21 protein-coding genes and 1 riboswitch are annotated in these 22,454 nt (G+C 63.8%); of the genes, 9 read left to right on the top strand and 12 right to left on the bottom strand.

Annotated features, from left to right (window positions below):
- Nucleotides 1-20 precede the first annotated feature (20 nt).
- Nucleotides 21-1,325: a glutathionylspermidine synthase family protein gene (locus tag PCJ49_RS13445; protein ID WP_269911348.1), complete on the top strand. Its 1,305-nt coding sequence runs from the start codon at nucleotides 21-23 to the stop codon at nucleotides 1,323-1,325.
- Between the two features lie 247 nt (nucleotides 1,326-1,572).
- Here PCJ49_RS13445 and dnaJ read toward each other — a convergent pair whose 3' ends face one another.
- Nucleotides 1,573-2,718 carry a molecular chaperone DnaJ gene (dnaJ, locus tag PCJ49_RS13440; RefSeq protein WP_089290569.1) on the bottom strand — a complete coding sequence of 382 codons (1,146 nt, stop codon included), beginning with the start codon at nucleotides 2,716-2,718 and terminating at the stop codon, nucleotides 1,573-1,575.
- Nucleotides 2,719-2,905: 187 nt separating this feature from the next.
- Nucleotides 2,906-4,828: a molecular chaperone DnaK gene (gene dnaK, locus PCJ49_RS13435; protein ID WP_269911347.1), complete on the bottom strand. Its 1,923-nt coding sequence runs from the start codon at nucleotides 4,826-4,828 to the stop codon at nucleotides 2,906-2,908.
- A gap of 595 nt (nucleotides 4,829-5,423) precedes the next feature.
- On the opposite strand from dnaK, the gene PCJ49_RS13430 reads away from it, so the two are divergent.
- A complete protein-coding gene (locus PCJ49_RS13430; RefSeq protein ID WP_269911346.1) occupies nucleotides 5,424-5,690 on the top strand; it encodes a hypothetical protein in 267 nt (88 codons plus the stop codon).
- Between the two features lie 221 nt (nucleotides 5,691-5,911).
- On the opposite strand, the gene PCJ49_RS13425 is transcribed toward PCJ49_RS13430, so the two are convergent.
- The 6 genes from PCJ49_RS13425 to PCJ49_RS13400 form a co-directional block, all read right to left on the bottom strand.
- Nucleotides 5,912-6,139 (bottom strand): hypothetical protein, encoded by a 228-nt coding sequence (locus PCJ49_RS13425; RefSeq protein ID WP_247878446.1) that lies wholly within the window; start codon nucleotides 6,137-6,139, stop codon nucleotides 5,912-5,914.
- 3 nt (nucleotides 6,140-6,142) lie between these two features.
- The gene (locus tag PCJ49_RS13420; RefSeq protein WP_089290566.1) at nucleotides 6,143-6,601 is read right to left on the bottom strand and encodes a Fur family transcriptional regulator; all 459 of its coding nucleotides are present in this window, start codon (nucleotides 6,599-6,601) and stop codon (nucleotides 6,143-6,145) included.
- A 247-nt stretch (nucleotides 6,602-6,848) separates the two neighbouring features.
- A complete protein-coding gene (locus tag PCJ49_RS13415) occupies nucleotides 6,849-8,135 on the bottom strand; it encodes a glycosyltransferase (RefSeq protein WP_269911345.1) in 1,287 nt (428 codons plus the stop codon).
- 107 nt (nucleotides 8,136-8,242) lie between these two features.
- Nucleotides 8,243-9,961 carry an acyl-CoA dehydrogenase family protein gene (locus PCJ49_RS13410; protein ID WP_269911344.1) on the bottom strand — a complete coding sequence of 573 codons (1,719 nt, stop codon included), beginning with the start codon at nucleotides 9,959-9,961 and terminating at the stop codon, nucleotides 8,243-8,245.
- 95 nt (nucleotides 9,962-10,056) lie between these two features.
- Nucleotides 10,057-10,641 (bottom strand): ActR/PrrA/RegA family redox response regulator transcription factor, encoded by a 585-nt coding sequence (locus PCJ49_RS13405; protein WP_247878707.1) that lies wholly within the window; start codon nucleotides 10,639-10,641, stop codon nucleotides 10,057-10,059.
- Between the two features lie 32 nt (nucleotides 10,642-10,673).
- Nucleotides 10,674-11,975: an ActS/PrrB/RegB family redox-sensitive histidine kinase gene (locus PCJ49_RS13400; RefSeq protein ID WP_269911343.1), complete on the bottom strand. Its 1,302-nt coding sequence runs from the start codon at nucleotides 11,973-11,975 to the stop codon at nucleotides 10,674-10,676.
- 92 nt (nucleotides 11,976-12,067) lie between these two features.
- Here PCJ49_RS13400 and PCJ49_RS13395 point away from each other — a divergent pair, with 92 nt between their 5' ends.
- Together PCJ49_RS13395 and purB are read left to right on the top strand one after the other, a co-directional pair.
- Nucleotides 12,068-12,862, top strand: coding sequence for an ABC transporter ATP-binding protein (locus tag PCJ49_RS13395; protein ID WP_269911342.1), 795 nt, complete (start codon nucleotides 12,068-12,070; stop codon nucleotides 12,860-12,862).
- 209 nt (nucleotides 12,863-13,071) lie between these two features.
- The gene (gene purB, locus PCJ49_RS13390) at nucleotides 13,072-14,367 is read left to right on the top strand and encodes an adenylosuccinate lyase (protein WP_089288840.1); all 1,296 of its coding nucleotides are present in this window, start codon (nucleotides 13,072-13,074) and stop codon (nucleotides 14,365-14,367) included.
- A gap of 55 nt (nucleotides 14,368-14,422) precedes the next feature.
- Here purB and ugpQ read toward each other — a convergent pair whose 3' ends face one another.
- The 3 genes from ugpQ to metZ form a co-directional block, all read right to left on the bottom strand.
- Entirely contained in the window at nucleotides 14,423-15,178 is a 756-nt protein-coding gene (gene ugpQ / locus PCJ49_RS13385; RefSeq protein WP_269911341.1) for a glycerophosphodiester phosphodiesterase, read from the bottom strand.
- Between the two features lie 7 nt (nucleotides 15,179-15,185).
- The gene (gene aroB, locus PCJ49_RS13380) at nucleotides 15,186-16,316 is read right to left on the bottom strand and encodes a 3-dehydroquinate synthase (protein ID WP_089288842.1); all 1,131 of its coding nucleotides are present in this window, start codon (nucleotides 16,314-16,316) and stop codon (nucleotides 15,186-15,188) included.
- 170 nt (nucleotides 16,317-16,486) lie between these two features.
- Nucleotides 16,487-17,689, bottom strand: a complete 1,203-nt coding sequence (metZ, locus tag PCJ49_RS13375; protein ID WP_269911340.1) for an O-succinylhomoserine sulfhydrylase — start codon at nucleotides 17,687-17,689, stop codon at nucleotides 16,487-16,489.
- Between the two features lie 87 nt (nucleotides 17,690-17,776).
- A riboswitch (SAM riboswitch) is annotated at nucleotides 17,777-17,855 on the bottom strand.
- Nucleotides 17,856-17,984: 129 nt separating this feature from the next.
- Between metZ and secB the strand changes: the two genes are divergently transcribed.
- The 4 genes from secB (at nucleotide 17,985) to PCJ49_RS13355 (ending at nucleotide 21,019) form a co-directional block, all read left to right on the top strand.
- On the top strand, nucleotides 17,985-18,485 hold the full coding sequence (gene secB / locus PCJ49_RS13370) for a protein-export chaperone SecB (RefSeq protein ID WP_089288726.1): 501 nt from the start codon (nucleotides 17,985-17,987) through the stop codon (nucleotides 18,483-18,485).
- Nucleotides 18,486-18,612: 127 nt separating this feature from the next.
- Nucleotides 18,613-19,188: an XRE family transcriptional regulator gene (locus PCJ49_RS13365; RefSeq protein ID WP_269911339.1), complete on the top strand. Its 576-nt coding sequence runs from the start codon at nucleotides 18,613-18,615 to the stop codon at nucleotides 19,186-19,188.
- Between the two features lie 10 nt (nucleotides 19,189-19,198).
- On the top strand, nucleotides 19,199-20,200 hold the full coding sequence (locus PCJ49_RS13360) for a GNAT family N-acetyltransferase (protein WP_269911338.1): 1,002 nt from the start codon (nucleotides 19,199-19,201) through the stop codon (nucleotides 20,198-20,200).
- 63 nt (nucleotides 20,201-20,263) lie between these two features.
- Entirely contained in the window at nucleotides 20,264-21,019 is a 756-nt protein-coding gene (locus PCJ49_RS13355; protein WP_269911337.1) for an SDR family oxidoreductase, read from the top strand.
- Nucleotides 21,020-21,095: 76 nt separating this feature from the next.
- On the opposite strand, the gene PCJ49_RS13350 is transcribed toward PCJ49_RS13355, so the two are convergent.
- Nucleotides 21,096-21,674, bottom strand: coding sequence for a DUF2244 domain-containing protein (locus PCJ49_RS13350; RefSeq protein ID WP_269911336.1), 579 nt, complete (start codon nucleotides 21,672-21,674; stop codon nucleotides 21,096-21,098).
- A gap of 110 nt (nucleotides 21,675-21,784) precedes the next feature.
- On the opposite strand from PCJ49_RS13350, the gene nth reads away from it, so the two are divergent.
- Nucleotides 21,785-22,420 carry an endonuclease III gene (gene nth / locus PCJ49_RS13345; protein WP_269911447.1) on the top strand — a complete coding sequence of 212 codons (636 nt, stop codon included), beginning with the start codon at nucleotides 21,785-21,787 and terminating at the stop codon, nucleotides 22,418-22,420.
- Nucleotides 22,421-22,454: the final 34 nt, after the last annotated feature.

Genomic DNA, 22,454 nt, shown 5'->3' with positions numbered 1-22,454 from the left:
TCTCCAGGATGTGACCCATCATGCAGCGTATGTCGATCCGTCCCCGCCCCGATTGGCGCGCCAAGATGGAAGCGCTGGGCTTTGATTTCCACACCATCCCCAGCCCGGAAGACCCCACCGGCATCTATTGGGATGAAAGTGCTTATTGGCTGCTGAGCGAGGCAGAGGTTGATCTGCTGGATGAGGCCAGCGTGGAACTGCACAAGATGTGCATCTCCGCCGCCCAGCGCATCATCAAGGAAAAGCTCTATCCGCTGCTGAACATCCCCGCCAGTGCCGTACCCGCCATCGAGGCATCCTGGGCACGGCGGCAGGAAGGGCGGGAATTCTCCCTCTATGGCCGGTTCGATCTGGCCTTTGGCGGGGCCGGCCATGGCGATGGGATGCCCAAGCTGCTGGAATATAACGCCGATACGCCGACGGGCCTGTATGAGGCGGCGGTGGCGCAATGGGCCTGGCTGGAAGATGTCTTCCCGGAAGGCGACCAGTTCAATTCCATCCATGAAGGGCTGGTAGATGCCTGGCGCGGCTTGCTGCGCGCCGACCGCCGGCTGGCCGCCGATGACGGGCGGCGCGGGGCCCATGAACAGTTCCTGGCCCTGCACCTGACCTGCGCCATGCCGCATACGGAGGATGAGGGCACGCTGCGCTACATCCAGGATACGGCGACCGAAGCCGGGCTGGCCACCAAATCCATCGCTCTGTCGGATATCGGCTGGACGACGGAGACCAGCCCCTGGGACCGGTCCAGCCGGTCTTTCTTCACCGATCTGGAAGACCAGGAAATCACCAGCCTGTTCAAGCTGACGCCCTGGGAATGGCTGGTGACGGATGATTTCGGCGGCAACCTGCTGGATCTGGTGGCGCGCGACAAGATCCGCGCGGTGGAGCCGGCCTGGAAGATGCTGCTCTCCAACAAGGGGCTGCTGGCCATCCTGTGGGAAATGTACCCCTATCACCCCTATCTGGTGGAAGCGCATTTCGACCGCCGCGCCTTTGCCCCCGGCACCCGCGTGGTGGCCAAGCCGCTGCTGGGCCGTGAAGGCGCCAATATCTCCGTCGCCACCCTGGGGCCGGGCGGTTCCCTGGCCGGTCGGCCGGAACTGGAAACCGCCGGGCCTTATGGCAATGAAGGCTATGTCTATCAGGCTTGGTCACCGGTGGCCTCGGCCAAGGGGCCGGACGCCAAGGGTGTGATGCGGGACCATTACGCGGTGATCGGTTCCTGGATGGTGGGCGATGAATGCCGGGGCATCGGCATCCGCGAAGACACCAACGTCATCACCCACAACAGCTCCCGCTTCGTGCCGCACCGGTTTGAGTGAGGGGCGACTGCCTTGCCGCAGATAATACCAATCCGCCGAGGGTTTGACCCTTAGCGGAATGGAGGCCGGCGACTGCCGGCCCGCGGGCACGTGCCCGCTGTCAAGCCAAGCTGCCGGAGGCAGCGCCCGGCGACTGAGGGAATGCAAAATCTCCCTTGATCGGTCACGATCAAGGGAGATTGGTATAAACAAAAAGCCCGGACGGTGGCAGCACCGTCCGGGCTTTTTGCTGGGAAACACCGGCCGATCAGTCTTTCAGATCGGCCCAGAGTTCCTTGACCTTGGCGAAGAAGCCTTCCGATTCGGGGTTATGGCCGGCCTCCGCCTCCTTATCGAACTCCTTCAGCAGTTCCTGCTGGCGCTTGGTCAGGTTCACCGGGGTTTCCACCACCACCTGGATATACATGTCGCCACGCGCCGGGCTGCGCAGCACGCTCATGCCCTTGCCCTTCAGGCGGAACTGGTGGCCGGTCTGGGTGCCGGCGGGCACGCTGATCTTGGCGCGGTTGCCGTCGATCGTCGGGACTTCCACATTGCCGCCCAGGGCCGCCACCGTCATCGGGATCGGCACCCGGCAATGCAGGTTGGCCCCGTCACGCTGGAAGAAGCGATGCGGTGCCAGGGAAAGGAAAATATACAGGTCACCGGGGCTGCCGCCGCGCAGGCCCGCTTCCCCCTCACCCGCCAGACGGATGCGGGTGCCATCCTCCACGCCCGCCGGGATATTGACCTGCAGGGTCTTTTCCTTGCGCACGCGGCCCTGGCCACCACAATGGCGGCACGGATCCTTGATGACGCGCCCAGCGCCGCCACAGGTGGGGCAGGCGCGTTCGATGGTGAAGAAGCCCTGCTGGGCCCGCACCTTGCCGGCCCCGTTACAGGTGGTGCAGGTGGTGGGGCTACTGCCCGCCTCCGCCCCGGACCCGCCGCACGGGTCGCACATCACGCTGGTGGGCACGCGCACCTGGGTGGTATTGCCCTTGAAGGCATCCTCCAGGCTGATTTCCAGATTATAGCGCAGGTCGTTGCCGCGGTTATTGCTCTGGCCCGGGGCGCCGCCACGACCACGGCCCATGAATTCGCCGAACATCTCGTCAAAGATGTCGGCGAAACCGCCGCCGAAATCAAAACCGCCCGGCCCGGCACCAGGGCGCCCGCCACCACCGCCTTCAAAGGCGGCGTGGCCGAACCGGTCATAGGCGGCGCGCTTCTGCTCGTCCTTCAGGCAGTCATAGGCTTCGCTGACTTCCTTGAATTTCTGCTCGGCGGCCTTGTCACCCTGGTTGCGGTCCGGGTGGTACTGCATGGCCAGCTTGCGATAGGCCTTTTTCAGGTCATCCGCGCTGGCGGATTTCTGAACGCCCAGAACATCATAATAATCGCGCTTTGACATGGCGGCCTCAAGCCCCTTCCCAACCGGTCCGGCTGCTCACCATGGTGTGCTGCTGCCGGATCCGCAACATTCCAACATCTGACATGCCCTGTCCATTCATGCAACAGGCCCGCCCGGAGATTTCCGGGCGGGCCCGCGCTTTCTGGAACCGGCGGTCCCGCCCCCTGATCAGGGGAAAGGCTGGGGATCAGCCCTTCTTGCGGTGATCGTCGTTGACTTCCTCGAAATCAGCATCGACCACCTTGTCACCGGCGGGCGCGTCATCATCGGACGGGCCGGCACCGGCGGCACCGGCGGGGCCTTCCTGGCCGGCCTTGTACAGCGCCTCACCCACCTTCATGGAAGCCTGGGCCAGGACATCCGTCTTGGCCTTGATGGCGGCGGCATCGTCACCACCCAACGCCGACTTCAGGTCAGCGATGGCGGCTTCCACCGCGCTCTTGTCGGCAGCGGCGATCTTGTCGCCATTTTCCGACAGGGTGCGCTCAGTGGAATGGATCAGACCGTCAGCATGGTTGCGGGCTTCCACCAGCTCCTTGCGCTTCTTGTCTTCGGCGGCGTGCGCCTCCGCATCCTTCACCATCTTGTCAATGTCGGAATCCGACAGGCCGCCGGACGCCTGGATGCGGATGGTCTGCTCCTTGTTCGTCGCCTTGTCCTTGGCGGACACATTGACGATACCGTTGGCGTCGATGTCGAAGGTCACTTCGATCTGCGGCACGCCGCGCGGGGCGGACGGAATGCCCATCAGGTCGAACTGGCCCAGCATCTTGTTATCGGCGGCCATTTCGCGTTCACCCTGGAACACGCGGATGGTCACGGCCGACTGGTTGTCTTCCGCCGTGGAGAAGACCTGTGACTTCTTGGTCGGGATCGTGGTGTTACGATCGATCAGGCGGGTGAACACGCCGCCCAGCGTCTCAATCCCCAGCGACAGCGGGGTGACGTCCAGCAGCAGCACGTCCTTGACGTCGCCCTTCAGCACGCCGCCCTGGATGGCCGCACCGATGGCCACCACCTCGTCGGGGTTCACGCCACGGTTCGGCTCCTTGCCGAAGATCTGCTTCACGGTCTCAATGATCTTCGGCATACGGGTCATGCCGCCGACCAGGATCACCTCGTCAACCTCGGAAGCCTTCAGACCGGCATCCTTCAGCGCTGCCTGACAGGGGCCGACGGTGCGGCGCACCAGATCTTCCACCAGGGCTTCCAGCTTGGCGCGGGTCAGCTTGATGTTCAGGTGCTTCGGACCAGACGCATCGGCGGTGATGAAGGGCAGGTTCACTTCCGTCTGGATGGAGCTGGACAGCTCAATCTTGGCCTTTTCAGCGGCTTCCTTCAGACGCTGCAGGGCCAGACGGTCCTTGCGCAGGTCGATGCCCTGCTCCTTCTGGAATTCCTCGGCCAGGTAATCGATGATCTTGCCGTCGAAATCCTCACCACCCAGGAAGGTGTCGCCGTTGGTGGACTTCACCTCGAACACGCCGTCGCCGATTTCCAGGATCGACACGTCGAAGGTACCACCACCCAGATCGTACACGGCAATGGTGCCGGCACCCTTCTTTTCCATGCCATAGGCAAGGGCGGCGGCCGTCGGCTCGTTGATGATGCGCAGCACTTCCAGGCCGGCGATGCGGCCGGCATCCTTGGTGGCCTGACGCTGGCTGTCATTGAAATAGGCGGGCACGGTGATGACGGCCTGGGTGACCTTTTCACCCAGATAAGCCTCAGCGGTTTCCTTCATCTTCTGCAGAATGAAGGCGCTGACCTGGCTGGGGCTGTACTTCTCACCATGGGATTCGACCCAGGCGTCGCCATTGCCGCCGGAGACGATCTTATAGGGAACGAGGGCGGCGTCCTTCTTGGTCACCGGGTCGTCATAGCGACGGCCGATCAGGCGCTTGATCGCGAACAGCGTATTGTCGGGGTTGGTGACGGCCTGGCGCTTGGCCGGCTGACCGACCAGACGTTCGCCGCCCTGCGTGAAGGCGACCATCGACGGGGTGGTACGCGCACCTTCGGCATTCTCGATGACCTTGGCCTGCGTGCCTTCCATAACGGCCACGCACGAATTGGTGGTGCCCAGATCGATCCCGATAACCTTGCTCATGACGACCTCTCGTTTCCGGCAGAACGCCCGCGGCCCGATCATCTTCCGGCACCGCAGGGGCGATCCCCATGGGTTTTGCTGTATCCATATATGGCCGCAACCGGCCAAACCCCAAGGGTCCGTGATCGGCCCCTGGTGCAAAGCAGATATAGGCACCTGTTGCGCAAGCTGCAACTGGCAGCTTGCGGGTCCGCTCTGTTTCCCGGCCTCGCCGCCCCACGCGACCTTTCCGATGGCGATCCCTACCCCCGAGTCGGGACAGTCAACGTCATAGGACTGACACAACAATATAAAATAGTATGAGTCTTACGTTAAGGGAAATGCGGAGATACACAGGCAGCATACAGGAGAAACCAGGATATTTGTCTGGCGCACAGACTGCCCTTATCAAGGGTTTCCAATAAATCCTAAGGCGAGAGGCCACCCCTGAACCAGTTCAACCAGGGTTTGTTTGCATGCCGTTAAAACAGGTGCTATTGTTAATATCGGTAAAACGAAATATTAATACGTTTACAGCTATCAAAATAGATAGATTTTATGTAAAGTCATGGAAGTGAGGCAATCAACAAGGCCCGATGACGGCTGGGGGAATCATATGACTTATGCAAACCAGATGCTGATCGCCGAAAACAGCAGCAGCAACCGCGAACAAGAGGTGGCGATCGCCATCAAGCGCTGTCTGGAAAGTCTGGTGGTGGATGCAAAGCGCAGCCAGATGAAGGACTTGGCAGAGTTTCTGGCCCTTGCCGCCCTGGCGGCGGACGATGCGGCCCGGGCGGCTGCCCGCACGGCGCCGCGTGCAATGGCCAGCCATTCCGCCTTCGCTGACCTCAGCAACAGCCGCATCGTCGGCAACTGCTGATAGGTAAAATGGCGGGCGTTGTTTGCTGTTTTTCGTCCGCCTGAACAGTGGCGAATAAGGTTTTATTTTATAAAAAGCAGAAATGCAGAACTGATATCAACCGCTATTGATTATATCAACGGTCATGAATTATGACCGTTGATACGGCGGCGACTGCCGCCGCGCCGCTCATGCGGCGTAGCCAAGCCAGCGGATGCTGGCGCCGCTGGCATTATATCAAATCAATGGCGGCGGCCGTCGGCGATCCAGAAGGAGACAATGCCGGCGGCATCAGGCGGTGAGCTTTCCGGGTGGTACCAGCGGTAAACGGCCATGGCGGCATCCAGGCAATAAGGCTCCGGCGCGCCGCTGGCACGCATTTCCCGATAGGCGCGGGTGACGGCGGGGCGGCAGCAATCGCCATCCCCCGCCATACCCCCGTCACTGCCCCCCGTGCCGCAACGGCGCATGGCTTACATCTTCTTGGCAGCAGCCAGACCACCGGCCTGCGGCTGGCTGATCGGGCGATCCTTGCGCACGCCGTACAGTTCCAGCCGGTGGCCGATCAGCTTGTAGCCCAGCTCATCGGCGATCTTCTCCTTGATGATCTCCAGATCCTCATTGGAGAATTCCACCACTTCACCGCTCTGCACATCGATCAGATGGTGGTGATGTTCGTCGCGTGCCTCTTCATAGCGGGCGCGGCCATCGCCGAAATCCAGCCGTTCGATCACGTTCGCCTCTTCAAACAGGCGCATGGTGCGATAGACGGTAGCGATGGAGATGTGCGGATCGATTTCAATAGCCCGCCGATAGACCTGCTCCACATCCGGGTGGTCCTGGCTGTCGGACAGGACGCGGCTGATGACGCGGCGCTGTTCGGTCATCTTCAGGCCCTTCTGGACACAGAGCTGTTCGAGGCGGGATGGCATGGGTCGGCTCCGAAAGAAAACAGTCAGCGGCGAATGGTTCCGCCAACATATGGACGAAAGTTTCGGCGAAGGGGAGGGGGTACGGCAACGAAAAAGGATGTGGAAACAGCCATGCCGTTTCCTCCCTCCGTTAGCCCCTTACCTGCCACCGTCTGATGCGGGTATCAAACGTCTGCAAACCGTCAGTGATGACACCCCTCCTATTCCTTGAGCAGCCCCCTTATCCGTCACCGGGGCGGGGAAGCCTTTACCTCTTTAATGGCTTCGACGGCACCGCGACCGACTCGATAATTCTCACCGCTGTCGCAATCCCATTTTCACTGCGGATCAGCGTACCGATCCGGGCCGCCGCACGGCGCATGGTACTATCGCTGAGGGCCCCCCGAATGGCATGGGCCAATCCATCGACCGTCAGACTTGCATAGGGCAATGCCGGGGCTGAAACGCCAATGGCGGTCAAGCGCGACGCCCAAAAGAACTGATCGGCCATGAAAGGCACGATCACCGACGGGATGCCGGCACGAAGTGCCGATGCCGTTGTTCCCGCACCGCCATGATGCACCGCCAGCGCGACATGTTGAAATAACCAATCATGGGGTGCCTCCTCCATGACAAACACATCTCTCGATGGGGTATCCGGCACCAGCCCACCCCAGCCTGCGGCAATGATGGCCCGGCAACCCACCGACTTCAGCGCCGTGAGGATCATTGCCATGATTGATTGCGGGTCGGGGAACGTCATGCTTCCAAAACCGACATAAACCGGAGGCGCACCCGCTGCGAGGAATTGGGTCAGTGCCTCGGGCGGTGCCCATCCCGACGGTTTTTCAAGAAACCAATAACCTGTCACAGAAACATGATCGCCCCAATCATCCGGCCGCGGCACAATATGCTGACTATAGGCCAGCAATGTCGGCAGCCGTTCGCGCTGAACCTTGGCAAAGGGACCGGACAGCGGCCAAGGCGGGAGGCCGATAATGGTGCGCCGGGCCCTATTCACATAGGACCGGGTAGAATGCCACAGCATCTGGTTGATGATGAAGTGATGAAGCCGGTTGCCCCAGGACGGCAACGGCTGTTGAGGGGGAGCGATCAACGGGCTTGGAAAGGTGCCTGTCGGGACAAGCGGCTGCATACAAGCCCATAGAAAGGGTCGATTGCTGGCCTCGGCGAGAGACAGCATCGCGCCCAGGCTGCTGGTCTCCCCAATGAACAGATCCGATCCTTCTGTCTCTTGCTTGATGCCTGTCCACCATCGGTCGATGTTTCGTGCGCATATGGCCCTTGCTGCACGGATGGCAGCCACCGGCTTCTTGCCGGAAGCGATAAGACGCAGCCCATCAGCAGAGGCCAGTTCAGCCCGTATGTCACCATCAAGCACGCCAACACGGACGCCGGTGTTCTGCAATAAACCGGCACAGGCGGGGGTTGTGACGAATGTGACCTCATGTCCGCGTGCTGCAAGGGCAGACGCAACGGCTGCAATCGGTTGGGCATCCCCACGAGAACCCAAGCTGGCGATAGAAATCTTCATCTGGATGTTCCTGGATGAAATTCAGTATTATTTTAATTAAGTAAAAATAATCACGATAATATTTTTCTATTCATCCCCTGGAAGATTGCTGGACTGAAAAACTCATTTCAATCCACCGGATCATAGGCCAGAACGGCGTCGAACTCCGCGTTGGCGGGGTCGATATCCGCACTGATCGGGTCGGCCTTGCCCAGCACCTTGCGCACGAAGCGGCAGGCGACCAGCCATTTGCGCCGGTCGCCCAAGGCCAGGTCGGCCACCGCCTCCTCACATAACAGGGAAGCCGCCGCCGTGTCGGCCAGCAGGGACAGCAGGCGGCGGCCATGGCGTGGCCCCTGGCCTGGATTGCGGCGCAGGAAGGCCAGTGCCGCGCGGCATTCCTCCAGCGCCCCTTCCAGGATGGCGGTCACGTCATCGGCGGCGGGTTCGCGGTTGGGGCTGGGCAGGTCGGCCAGGATGGCGCCCATCCGGGCCAGGAAAATCTGGTCGCCGGCCCGCTTGCCCGCCACCAGTCGCAGCAGTTCCAAAGCCTGGATATTGGCCGGCCCTTCCCAGACCGACACGACCAGACAATCGCGGTAGAAACGCGATGTCGGCATTTCGTCGGTATAGCCATTGCCGCCGACGATCTCCACCGCCTGCCGGCAGGCCGTCACCGCCTGTTCTGCCGTGCGGTATTTGGCCAGTGCGGTCACCAGCCGCAGCCAGTCATCCCCCTGATCGGGATCGGCCAGATGGGCATCGAAGGCGAAGACCGACTCGAAGGACAGCACGGTGGCCGCCTCCAGCTCCATCTGCATATCCAGCAACTGGTCCTGCACCATCGGGTAATGGCGCAGCGTCTGGCCAAAGGCGGTGCGGTGCCCGGCCCAGCCGGCGGATTCCAGAAAGGCGCGGCGCAGCAGCCCGGCGGAGCCGACGGCGTTATGGATGCGGCTATATTCCAGGGCGGCCATCATCACCTTCAACCCGTCGGGCGGGGCCGCCACCTCCAGGGCGAAGGCCCCTTCCAAATCCAGTTCCGCCGTGGCCAGCCCGCGCGTGCCCGCCTTTTCCTTCAGGCGGCGGGTGCGGTAATGGTTGGGCGTGCCATCGTCCAGATGGCTGGGCACCAGATAGCAGCCCAGCCCGCGCCCGCCCGGCTCCGCCCCGTCGGGACGGGCCGTGGCCAGCGCCAGGCCGGAACCGGCATTGCTGGTGAACCATTTGATGCCATGCAGGCGAAAACCATCGTTACGGGCGTCGGCCCGCGTGGTGCTGGCCCCCACATCCGACCCACCATGCAACTCCGTGGCCCATGTGCCGCCGGACAGGGCCTGGCCATCCATCCGCACCAGTTCCGGCAGGTACCGCCCGCGCACGGCCGGCGGGGCCAGCTGGTCCAGCACATAGGCCACGGCGCCTGTCATGGTGACCGGGCAATGGATGGAGATATCGGCCTGGGAGAGCATATAGCCCATGGTGAAACAGGCGGTATGGGAGGGCGCCCCCGTCGGCCCCAGCCCTTCCGGCTGATAGGCCAGCCCCACCGCCCCGCGGCGATAGGCCTCCGCATGGCAGGCACGGTAATCCGGGTTCAGGATGATGCGGCCCCGCCGGTTGCCGTCACTATCATAGGCATCCAGCCGGGGCGGGGCGAAGCGGTCGGTATATTCGGCCTGTTCATCCAGGGGGCCGCCGGCCCAGGCGCCGAATTCCGACAGCCGCCCTTCATGGGCTTCCAGTACATGGGGGCTGCGGCGTTCCAGCAACCGGATCAGGTTGGTGTCGCTGTCGAACAGGTTGCTGCCGCGCGCGGTGCGCGGATAATCACTGTCGCTGGTCATCGGCGTTTCCCCTTGGTTATCCGCAAGATGAACCAAGGGGCGCACGCTGGAAAGGGGGACTGCAAAGGGTACTGGTCTTGGGCAAGCCCGGCCGGTCACGCCTTGGGGGCGTGCTTGTTCAGGATACGCTGCAGGGTGCGGCGATGCATTTTCAGCCGGCGGGCGGTTTCAGAGACATTGCGGTCGCATTGTTCAAACACCCGCTGGATATGTTCCCAGCGCACCCGGTCGGCCGACATCGGGCTTTCCGGCGGCGGCGGCAGGGGGCCATCAGCCAGCAGGGCCGCTTCCACCGCATCGGCATCGGACGGTTTGGGCAGATAATCCACCGCGCCGAACTTCACCGCCGCCACGGCGGTGGCGATATTGCCATAGCCGGTCAACATGACGATGCGGGCATCGGGCCGCGCGTCGCGCAGCGCCTTCACCACATCCAGGCCCGACCCGTCGCCCAGCCGCAGATCAACCACGGCATAGCGCGGCGCGCTTTCATGCGCCACCTCGATACCCATATTGACGCTATCCACCGCCACCACATCAAAGCCCCGCCGCTCCATGGCGCGCGCCAGACGGATGCGGAAGGGCGCGTCATCATCCACGATCAACAGGCTGCGCGAGGCATCGCCCGTGAAGGTCAATTTCGGCTGGTCCCCGGAGAGCAGGGCTTCATCGCTCATCATTCGGACTTTCTGCTTCGATCCTGAGAGGGGTTCTACACCGTGAAGGTGGGATGTTTCCAGCGGATGGCAACCATGGCCCCACCCGATCTGCCATTCGCATAGGTCACCACAGCACCGGAACGTTCCAGCAGTGTCTGTGCAATGAACAGGCCCAGCCCCATATTGCCCGCCGCCTCACGCGCTGCAAGGGTGCGACCGCTGACATAGGGTTCACCCAGCCGCGGCAGCAGGGCCGGCGGATAGCCCGGCCCGTCATCCTGCACCGTCAACGCCACGCCCGGTGCCGTCCAATCCACCGTCACCAGCACGCGCGAGGCGGCGAACTGCATGGCGTTCTGCAGGATATTGGCCATGCCATGCACCATTTCCGGCACTGGCTGCACATTGGGGGTGCCATCCTCCGGCTCGTTCACATTGACGACTTCCAGGCTGATGCCGGGGCGGAAATAGGGGCTGGCCGTCGTCTCCAACAAGGCGGCGATGGGCACGAACGGTTCCGCCCCGCCCCGGTCACCCGGCCGGCGCGACAGTTCGGCCAGAATGTCGCGGCAGCGCGCCACCTGGCTTTGCAGCAGGGCCACATCTTCGGCAATCGGGCTGTCGGGTGGCGTGTCGCGCGCCAGTTCCTTGGCCACCACGGCGATGGTGCCCAGCGGGCTGCCCAGCTCATGCGCGGCCGCTGCCGCCAGGGCACCCACGGCGGACGCGCTCTGCGCCCGGGCCAGCGCCTCCTGGCTGGCATTCAGCGCCATGGACAGGCGCCGGGCGCCATCCGCCACCTTATAGAGATAGCCGGCGATGAAGCCGGCCGACATGGTCAGCGCCGTCCACACCCCGAAGCGATAGACCGGCGGCAACCCCGCCTCCGTCTGGCCGGGCCAGGGCAGCGGCAGGGCAGTCAAAGCCAGGGTGGTGAAGCAGAGCACGGCCAGCGCCACCAGCATGGTCACCGCCTCCCGCCCCAGGGTGCTGGCCGCCACGGTCAGCGGGGCCAGCATCATCACGGCGAACGGATTATCCAGCCCGCCGGTCAGGTACAGCAGCACGGCCAGCTGTACCATGTCATAGGCCAGATAGAAGGCGGCGTCGCGGTCACCCAAAAAGGGCTGGTGGGCCAGGCGGCGGATGGCGAACAGGTTGATGATCACCGATACCGCCACCGCCGCCACGGCAAAGGGCAGGGGCAAGGGCAGGTTCAGGCCAAGCGTCACCATCGCCAAGGTGATGGACTGGCCCAGCACCGCGATCCAGCGGATGGTCAGCAGGGTGCGGGCACTGACCCGCCCCTCATTGCCCGGCAGCTGCGGATGGCTATTCGGGGTTGCTTCACTCATCCCTTTGTCCCACCATTATCAATCGCGGCCATCATTATGGCCATTTCCCTGACCAGATTAGGGGTGTTCCCGCTTCAGGACCATCAATCTTCATGCCCAGCGACACAGACAGAGACAAAGGCAATCCGCCCCCCGCCCCGCCCGCCATCCGGGTGGAGGCACTGACAAAGAAATTCGGCCCGGTCACCGCCCTGGACCAGATCAGCTTCACCGTGCCTGCAGGCCAGACGGTGGCATTGCTGGGCGGCAATGGGGCCGGCAAGACCACCACCATTTCCATCCTGCTGGGCCTGCTGCTGCCCACATCGGGAACGGTGGAGGTGCTGGGCCATGACATGGCCAGCCAGCGTTACCGCGTGCTGCCGCGGATGAATTTCTCCAGCCCCTATGTCGATCTGCCCCACCGGCTGACGGTGACGGAGAACTTGACCGTCTATGGTCATCTCTACGGGCTGACGGGGTTGAAGGCGCGCATCGCCCAGCTGGCGGAAGAGCTGGAACTGACCCGCCTGCTGGACCGGCCAGCCGGCAACCTGTCGGCCGGGCAGAAGACGCGGGTGGCGCTGGCCAAGGCCCTGATGAACGAGCCGGAATTGCTGCTGCTGGACGAGCCGACGGCCAGCCTGGACCCGGATACGGCCGACTGGATCAGAACCTATCTGGAGCGCTATCGCGCCCGCACCGGCGCCACCATCCTGCTGGCCAGCCATAACATGGCGGAGGTGGAGCGGCTGTGTGATGGCGTGCTGATGATGAAGGGCGGCCAGATCGTCGATCGCGGATCGCCGGCCGACCTGCTGGCCCGCTATGGCCGCGCCACGATGGAGGATGTCTTCCTGGACATTGCCCGTGACCGGCGCAGCAGCGATCAGGCCGCGCTGGGTTAGGGGTTATATACCCAAGTGCCAAACAAGCTCAAACGTCGCACGTGCGGCGCAAGCCAAGGGCGCCGATGCGCCCGCCCGGTGCTTGAGGGAAAATGTAAAAACCAAGGGACATGGCACCCTGTCCCGTCCGGCACTGGTCAGGGTGGATGCTTGCCCTTATGGTCCGCCCCGCCTTTCCCGCCACCTCTCTCGCGCCAGGGCCGACGACCATGATCCCCCGCTATTCCCGCCCCGAAATGACCCGTATCTGGGAACCGGAAAACCGGTTCCGCATCTGGTTCGAGATCGAGGCCCATGCCTGCGATGCGCAGGCCAAGCTGGGGGTGATCCCCGCCGAGGCCGCCAAGGCCGTGTGGGAGCGCGGGGCCTGGGAGATCGACCGCATCGACGAGATCGAGCGCGAGACCAAGCACGACGTCATCGCCTTCCTGACCAATCTGGCCGAGCATGTCGGGCCGGAGGCGCGCTTCGTCCATCAGGGCATGACCAGCTCCGACGTGCTGGATACCTGTCTGGCCGTGCAGCTGACCCAGGCCGCCGATCTGCTGCTGGCCGATCTGGACAAGCTGCTGGACGCGCTGAAGCGCCGTTCGCTGGAACATAAGTACACGCCGACCATCGGCCGCAGCCATGGCATCCATGCCGAGCCGACGACGTTCGGGGTGAAGCTGGCCGGCCATTACGCGGCCTTCGCCCGCAACCGCAAGCGCCTGGAAGCGGCCCGCGCCGAAATCGCCACCTGCGCCATTTCCGGTGCCGTCGGCACCTTTGCCAATATCGACCCGTTCGTCGAAGAATATGTGGCGGAAAAGCTGGGGCTGGCGGTGGAGCCGCATTCCACCCAGGTGATCCCGCGTGACCGCCACGCCATGTTCTTTGCCACGCTGGGCGTCATCGCCGCGTCGCTGGACAATCTGGCAACGGAAGTCCGCCACCTGCAGCGGTCAGAAGTGCGCGAGGCGGAGGAATATTTCTCCCCCGGCCAGAAGGGCTCCAGCGCCATGCCGCACAAGCGCAACCCGGTGCTGTCGGAAAACCTGTCGGGGCTGAGCCGTATCGTGCGCGGCTATGTCACCCCGGCTTTGGAGAATGTCACCCTGTGGCATGAGCGGGATATCTCCCACTCCTCCGTCGAACGCATGATCGGCCCCGACGCCACCGTGACGCTGGATTTCGCGCTCGCCCGCGCCACCGGTCTGGTGGAAAAGCTGGTGGTCTATCCGGAGAACCTGCAGAAGAACCTGGATATGCTGGGTGGCCTGCATAATTCCCAGCGCGTGCTGCTGGCCCTGACCCAGGCGGGGATGAGCCGCGAGGATGCCTATCGCGCCGTGCAGCGCAACGCCATGCCGGTCTGGCTGGAAGGCAAGGATTTCCGCACCATGCTGAAATCCGACGCCGATGTGGTGCAGCATCTGGGCGAAGCGCAGATCGATGATGTGTTCGATCTGGCCTATCACACCAAACATGCGGACACGATTTTCCGCCGCGTGTTTGGCGAGTAAGTGTAAGGGGGGGGCGGTCATTCGCCCCCCTTTTTTGTAGCGGCTGTGTGGCCCCTCAGCCCCGCCCCGTCAGCCCCTGCAGCAGACCCTTGGGCGTGTCGGTGAACAGGCTCTGGACGCCCCAGGTGAACAGGCGCAGGGCGTCGTTTTTGTCATTCACCGTATAGGCCAGCACCTGCCGGCCGGTGGCGCGGTAGGCGGCGACGGTTACCGCCGTTTCCCGTTTCGCATTGATGTTGATGGTGGTGACGTCCAGCCGGTCGGCAATCTCCGCCCAATTGGCCGGCACCTTATCCATCAGGTAACCGCGTGGCCAGTGCGGGGCCACGGTTTTGGCCATTTCCAGCGCTTCCACGGAAAAGCTGCTGATCAGCGGTGGCGGCCGGTCGGCCGGCCACAGGCTCAGCGCCAGCGACAGGGCGATGCCTGCCGTCTGTTCATCGCGGCCGGGGCAGGGCTTGATTTCCAGGTTCAAGCCCAGATCCAGCAATTGCGCCGCCTGGATCGCCTCCGCCAGGGTCGGCACCTTTTCGCCGCGAAACTCGCGGGAGAACCAGGAACCGGCATCCAGCTTGCGCATCTCGACGAAATCCATCTGCGCCGCAGGGCCATGGCCGTTGGTGGTGCGGTTCAGATCATCATCATGCAGCAGCACGGGCACGTCGTCCGCCGTCAGCTTCACATCCAGTTCCACCCACAGCGCGCCCTGCAGCGCGGCGGTGCGCATCCCGGACAGCGTGTTTTCCGGGGCATGGCGGGCGGCACCGCGATGGCCGATCAGCCGGGGGATGGTGAAGGGAGCAGCGGCCATGTCATCCTCACCCGGCCAGGGAAGCGGCAAAGACCGCCTTCACATCATCCAGCGCCACATCGGCGCAGCGGAAGGCCTTGCCGATGCCGCGCGCCAGGATGAAGGTGACGCGGCCATCCTTCACCTTCTTGTCCTTGGCCGTATGGGCCAGCAGCTTTTCCGCCGTCCAGGTGCCACCGCCCAGATGCGCCGCCGTCACCGGCAGGCCGACGGCGGCCAGATGCGCGCGGGCGCGCGCGGCATCCTCGGCGGGGCACAGGCCCATGCGCACCGACAGGTCAAACGCCATCACCATGCCGATGGCAACCGCTTCGCCATGCAGCAGGGCGTCGCCATAACCGGCCTCCGCCTCCAGCGCATGGCCAAACGTGTGGCCCAGATTCAGCAGCTCGCGCAGGCCCGATTCCTTTTCGTCCTGCGCCACGATGGCGGCCTTGGCCAGACAGGAGACACGGATGGCCTCTGCCAGCAGGGCGGGATCACCATCAACGATGGCCTGGCCCTGTTCTTCCAGCCATTGGAAGAAGCCGGGATTATCGATCAGCCCGTATTTCACCACCTCCGCATAGCCGGCCAGCACTTCGCGTTTCGGCAGGGTGGCCAGTGTGTCGGTATCGGCCAGCACCAGACGCGGCTGGTGGAAGGCGCCGATCAGGTTCTTGCCATGGCGGCTGTTGATGCCGGTCTTGCCGCCCACAGAACTGTCAACCTGACTCAACAGGGTGGTCGGCACCTGGATGAAATCCAGCCCGCGCAGCGCGATGGCGGCGGCAAAACCGCCCAGGTCACCCACCACGCCGCCGCCCAGCGCCACCAGCACCGTCTTGCGCTCGATGCCGCGCGACAGCAGCGCGTCCATCACTTCGCCCAGGCGGGACATTTCCTTGGATGCCTCCCCCGCCGGCACCACCACCGGTTCCAGCACCCGGGCGCCGCTGGCGGCAAGGGAGGCCAGCAGCGGCGACAGGTGCCGTTCGGCCACATGGCTGTCAGTCAGCACCACCAGCGGCCGGCCCGGCACCACCGCCTGGATCAGCGCCCCGGCATCGGCCAGCAGGCCGGCGCCGATATGGATGTCATAGGCGCGGTCATCCAAGGCGACGGGAACGATGCAGCGGTTGGTGCTGGGGTGCGACATGGAAGGGCACTTTCTGGATATGATGGGTAACTTTATTATGTGCTGTGGATTATACCAAGGGGCATGATCCATGCCCCTTGGAGGTCGACGACGGCCGGCCTGCGGGTACCACCGTGCCCGCGTAAGTCAAGCTGCCAGAGGCAGTGCCCGGCACCTGAGGGATATGACCATCAAACCAACTGATCCAGCCCGCGCTTCAGGTCGTTGATCAGGTCGTCGGCATTTTCCAGCCCCACCGACAGGCGGATGGTGCCAGCACCAATGCCCAGCGTGGCCTTTTCTTCCACCGTCAGGCGCTGATGCGTGGTGGTGAAGGGGTGGGTGGCCAGGCTTTTGCTGTCACCCAGATTGTTGGAAATCTTGATGACACGCAGGTTGTTCAGGGTGGTGAAGGCGGCAGCCTTGGCATCGCCCCGGAACGGCTTCAGATGGAAGCAGATCAGGTTGCTGCCGCCATCCATCTGCCGCTTCAGCAATTCGCGCTGCGGGTGGCTGTCCAGCCCGGCATACAGCACCCGTTCCACCGCCGGGTGGCTTTCCAGGAACGCGGCCACCTTCAAGGCGCTGGCGGACTGGGCGCGCACGCGCAGTTCCAGCGTCTCCAGACCCTTCAGCAGCAGCCAGGCATTGAAGGGGCTCAGCGCCGGGCCGGTATGGCGAAGATAGGGCGCCAGCAACGCCGCCACCTCATCATCGCACAGGATCGCACCACCCAGGCAGCGGCCCTGGCCATCAATATGCTTGGTGGCGGAATAGACAACGACATCCACGCCGAAATCACGCGGCTTTTGCAGCACCGGCGTGGCGAACACATTATCCACCACCACCTTGGCCCCGGCCTTGTGGGCCAGCGGCACCACATGCGACAGGTCCACCACCTCCAGGCACGGGTTGCTGGGGGTTTCCAGGAAGACCAGATTGGTGGGGACGGACAGGGCCTTTTCCCATTCCTCCGGCTTGGTGCCGTCGATGATCACGCTTTCAATGCCGAAGCGCTTGGCCAGATCGCTGACGATATAGAGGCAGGAGCCGAACAGGGCACGGCTGGCCACCAGCCGGTCGCCCGCCTTCAGCAGGCCGAACACGGCGGCATGGACAGCGGCCATGCCGGACCCGGTGCCGAAGCAGCGGGGGAACCCCTCATACTGGGCCAGCCGATCCTCAAACATCGCCACGGTCGGGTTGCGGAAGCGGCTATAGACGAAGCGCGACCCATCATTGATGAAAGCGGCCTCCGCCGCCTCGGCACTGTCATAGACATAGCCGGAGGTCATGAAGATCGCCTCGCTCGTCTCCTCAAACTGGCTGCGGCGGGTGCCGCCATGCACCAGCAGGGTGGCGGGGTTCAGATTGTCAGACGGATCATGTGCCATCGCTTCCAAGGCCCTTCATGCAAGCACGGGCCTGAAATGAAACAGGCCCCGACCGGCGGATCGAGGCCCTTTAGGCCGGGGAACCCGGCGGCAATGGCTTCGACCTTTTAGCAGTTTCTTTTCAACGTGGCCTGCAATCCGGTCACAAATCACCACGTAAGGCTTTTAAAGCCCCTCTGCCGCCGCCTGTCAAGCCAGCAGCGGCGCGATGCCACCATTGCCGAAAAACCCTATCCGTGCTAGTCCCGCCGGCAATCCTTAAACCCCGATGCATTCCAACCGGAGCAGGCATTTCATGAGCGACGAGACCAACGCCAACGGCATCGATACCGCCGAGGACAACAGCGCGCCGATCATGCCGCTCGTCGTCAATGTGCAGTATGTCAAGGATCTCTCCTTCGAGAATCCCAATGCCCCGCGCAGCCTGATGGCCGCCACCGAACAGCCGAAGATCGATCTGCAGGTCGATCTGCAGGGCCAGGCCCTGGGTGAGAATGTGGCGGAGGTGCAGCTGCGCCTGCGCGTGGAAGCCACGATGGGCGAGATGACCGCCTTCATCGCCGAACTGGTCTATTGCGGCGTCTTCACCCTGCCGCCGCTGCCGCAGGACCAGCAGCGCGCCGTGCTGCTGATCGAGGGGCCGCGCCTGCTGTTCCCGTTCGCCCGCCAGATCATCGCCGACATGACGTCCCAGGGCGGTTTCCCGCCCCTGCTGCTGCAGCCGCTGGATTTCGTCGATCTGTACCGCCGTCAGGTGCTGGGCCAGGGTATGCCGCAGACCCAGGGCAATGCCTGATCGCACACTTTCCGGCGCCGCCTGCGGGGCCGGGATGGGCAAGGCGAAAAGGGACAAGGCGTCGGGCATCCCCCCGGCGCCTTTTTCTTTGTTGTTGCAGTTCCGAATTTGGGATATTTTCTCATTTATGGAACAGAACGACACATCCCCTGATCTTGATGATCGCCTCGCTGCCCGTCTGGCGCAACTGCGCCAGGAACAGGGCTGGTCGCTGGATGAGCTGGCCGCCCGCAGCGGGGTCAGCAAGGCCACGCTCTCCCGGCTGGAACGGGGGGAGACCAGCCCCACGGCCAGCCTGCTGGGGCGGCTCTGCACCGCCTATGGCCGCACCATGTCGCGCCTGCTGGCGGAGGTGGAAAGCCAGCCGGTCAGCCTGCTGCACCCGGACCAGCAACCAGTCTGGATCGACCCCGGCACCGGCTTTCACCGCCGTTCCATTTCCCCACCGGCGAATGGCTTCGATACGGAACTGATTGAGGGCACTTTACCGCCAGGAACCGTGATCGATTACGCCGCACCGCCGGTGCATGGGCTGGAACAGCATGTCTGGATGCTGTCCGGCGGGCTGGAACTGATGCTGCAGGGCGTGCCCTATCGGCTGGCGCCGGGGGATTGCCTACGCTTCCGCCTGTTCGGCACCTCGCGCTTCACCGTGCTGGGGGAGGCGCCCGCCCGTTACCTGATCGCCATCACCCGGCCCTGAAGGGAGCATCATGCATTACGATCTTTGTGAGGTTGCCGGCGATGATCTGCCGGCGCTGCTGCCCGACCTTGTCCGCATTCTGCGCGCCTGCGTGGATGGTGGGGCTTCCGTGGGCTTCGTGCAGCCCTTTACGGCGGATGATGCCGCCCGTTTCTGGCAGGGCGTCTTTACCGGCGTGCGGGCGGGGGGCCGCCACCTGCTGACCGCCAAGCTGGAGGGGCGCACGGTGGGTACGGTGCAGTTGGTCACCGATATGCCGGCCAATGGTCGCCACCGGGCGGAAATCTGCAAGCTGCTGGTCCATCCGGACGCGCGCCATCGCGGCATTGCCGGTGCGCTGATCCGCCGCGCGGTGGAAATCGCCCGTACCCAGGGCAAACGCCTGCTGGTGCTGGATACGCGCAGCGGCACGGTGGAGCCACTCTATGCCGCCCATGGCTTCCAGCTGGTCGGGCAGATTCCGCTATATGCCCAAGACCCGGACAGTGATTTCATTTCCGCCACCAGCGTGATGTATCGGATTTTGCCGGAACCGGTCACGGGTTTGACCATCGAGGCGGCTCAGCCAGACGATGCGGCGGTGCAGCCGCTGCTGGATGCCCTGTCAGCCAACCTGCTGGCCCGGTTCGGCAGTGATGGGCGGCGCGGGTTGGCGGGCTGGGACGCCGTGGCCGGGCGCAGCGCCTTCGCCTTGGCCCGACTGAAGGGGGAACCGGTGGGCTGCGGCGCCATCCGCCCCCTGGAAGGCGTGACCGGTAGCGCTGAAATCAAGCGCATGTATGCCATGCCGGGCACGGTGGGGGTGGGGGCGGCCGTGCTGGCCTGGCTGGAGCAGCAGGCACGCACCCTGGGATATCGCCAACTGGTGTTGGAAACCCGCTGGGCCAATGACCGGGCCTGTGCCTTTTACCGTCGTCACGGTTACCGCGTGACCGGTAACTATGCCCCCTATGTCGGCCGCGCTGAATCGGCCTGTTTTGCGAAGCGCTTGTCACCGCAGCACACGGGTTGACGGCACCGGCCCGACCCGCGCACCATGGCGCCTTGATTCCATATAGTCTGGGAGCGTTGGGACATGGGAAGGCTGCAGGATCGCGTGGCACTGATCACCGGTGCCGGCAATCCGGTGGGGCGCGCGGTGGCGCAGGCCTTCGCGGAGGAAGGTGCCCATCTGGTGCTGCAATATGAAGATGTCTCGCAGCGCCCCGTTACCAATGAACTGGTCCGCCAGATTGAACGGTCGGGTCGCCGCGCCGTGGCCCTGATGACGGAGATCAGCGGCCCCAACGGCGCCTATATGCTGACCGAAGCGGCGGTGGCCGGGCTGGGGCGGGTGGATATCCTGGTCAATAATGCCGGGATGCGCCCGGCCATTCCGGTGGTGGATACCACGGCCGAACAGTTTGATCTGGTGATGGCGGCCAATGTGCGCTCCGCTTTCATGATGACGCGCATGGTGTTGCCGCTGATGTTCCATCAGGATTATGGCCGCATCATCACCACCGTGTCGGACATCGCCTATCACGGGGCGCCCGGCTATTCGCTTTATGGTGCGGCGGCGGGCGCCCTGCTGGGTTTCACCCGCAGCCTGGTGCATGATATCGGCGCCCGCAATGTGACGGCCAATTGCGTGGCCCCCGGCGCCATTGACCCCAAGCTCAGCAGCGACACCCTCCGCGCCAGCCTGGAGGCGGTTCGCCGCACCCTACCCAGCCAACGGCTGGGCGAACTGGCGGATATCGTTCCCTCCTACGTCTTCCTGGCGTCGGATGAGGCACGGCATATGGTGGGCCAGTGCCTCAGCCCCAGCGGCGGGGCGGTGATGCTGTAATCCCAACCCGCCCGGGCCTAGAGCGGATCGCGGAAAAGCGTAATCGCTTTGGAGTGTGAATCCGCTCGCTAAATCATCAGATCAGCGGTTGGCTTTTCAACGGGCCCATTCCTTCCAGATGCGGATATCGGCAGCGATGCAGGGCGGCGCGCAGGGCGTTGGCGAAATCCTGACGCTCGGGCGGGGACAGCGCCCGCCCCACCACCAGATGCCGCCCATGGGAAGACAGCGTGATCTGACTGTGATGGCCCGGCGGTTCTTCCAGGCTGACGCGCAGCCAGGTGGGCTGGAAACTCCAGCGCAACCGCCGCTTGGCCTGCACCCGTTCCACCAGCAGCCGGCTGCTGGTCAGTTCCACCCGTTCATAATCGGCCGCACTGCGGTAACTGGCCTTGAAGGCCAGATAGAGCAGCAACACGTCCAGCCCCATGAAACCGACAATCGGCCAGGCCCCGCTGAGGAAAAAGGCCAGCCCCACGGCCGTACTGGCCGCCGCCACACAGGCCATCAGGCGACGAAACCCTTTGGGGTCGAGGCTGCGATGGGGATGGATGGTGGCATGAAAGAAAACCCGTTCTTCCGCCGGGGCCACGGGTTCCCCGGCGCTGACATCCCCCTCCGACAGGGGGGAAAGATCGGGCGCTGCATCATTCATCGGCCTAAAATATAGCGGGGCGATAGAGGATGGCAACGGGGATAATTGCCGGGCCGGGCCGGGCTGGCTATGGTGCTCCTACCCCCATTGACCGCCCCCGGATGCCAGCCTTGAAGCGCGCCGCCATCGATGAATTTTTCCGCCGCCTGTCCGCCAGTAACCCGCATCCGCAGACGGAACTGGAATATTCAAACCCTTATACGCTGCTGGTGGCCGTGGTTTTGTCCGCCCAGGCCACCGATGTGGGGGTGAACAAGGCAACAAAGGCCCTGTTCGCGCTGGCCGACAATCCCGCCGCCATGGTGGCATTGGGGGAGGCCACGGTGCGCGACCATGTGAAGACCATCGGCCTGTTCAAAACCAAGGCCGCCAATGTCATCCGCCTGTCGCAGATATTGCTGGAAAAACATGGCGGGGAGGTGCCGAAGCGGCGGGAGGATCTGGAGGAACTGCCGGGCGTAGGCCGCAAGACGGCCAATGTGGTGCTGAACACCGCTTTCGGGGAGCCGACCATCGCCGTCGACACGCATATTTTCCGCGTCTCCAACCGCACCGGGCTGGCACCGGGCAAGGATGTGGAGGCGGTGGAACAGGCCCTGCTGAAACGGGTGCCCAAGACCTACCGGCTGCACGCGCATCACTGGCTGATCCTGCATGGCCGCTACATCTGCAAAGCCCGCAAGCCGGATTGCCCCGTCTGTCCCGTGCATGATCTCTGCGACTATACCAAGAGCCATGGAGCATGACCCTTGTACCAACCCGCCGAGGGCTTGACCCTTG

This window comes from Niveispirillum sp. BGYR6, assembly GCF_027568365.1.
GTDB lineage: Bacteria > Pseudomonadota > Alphaproteobacteria > Azospirillales > Azospirillaceae > Niveispirillum.
The sequence above is the reverse complement of the archived record's forward strand: the minus strand, read 5'-3'. Positions and strand labels throughout refer to the sequence as shown.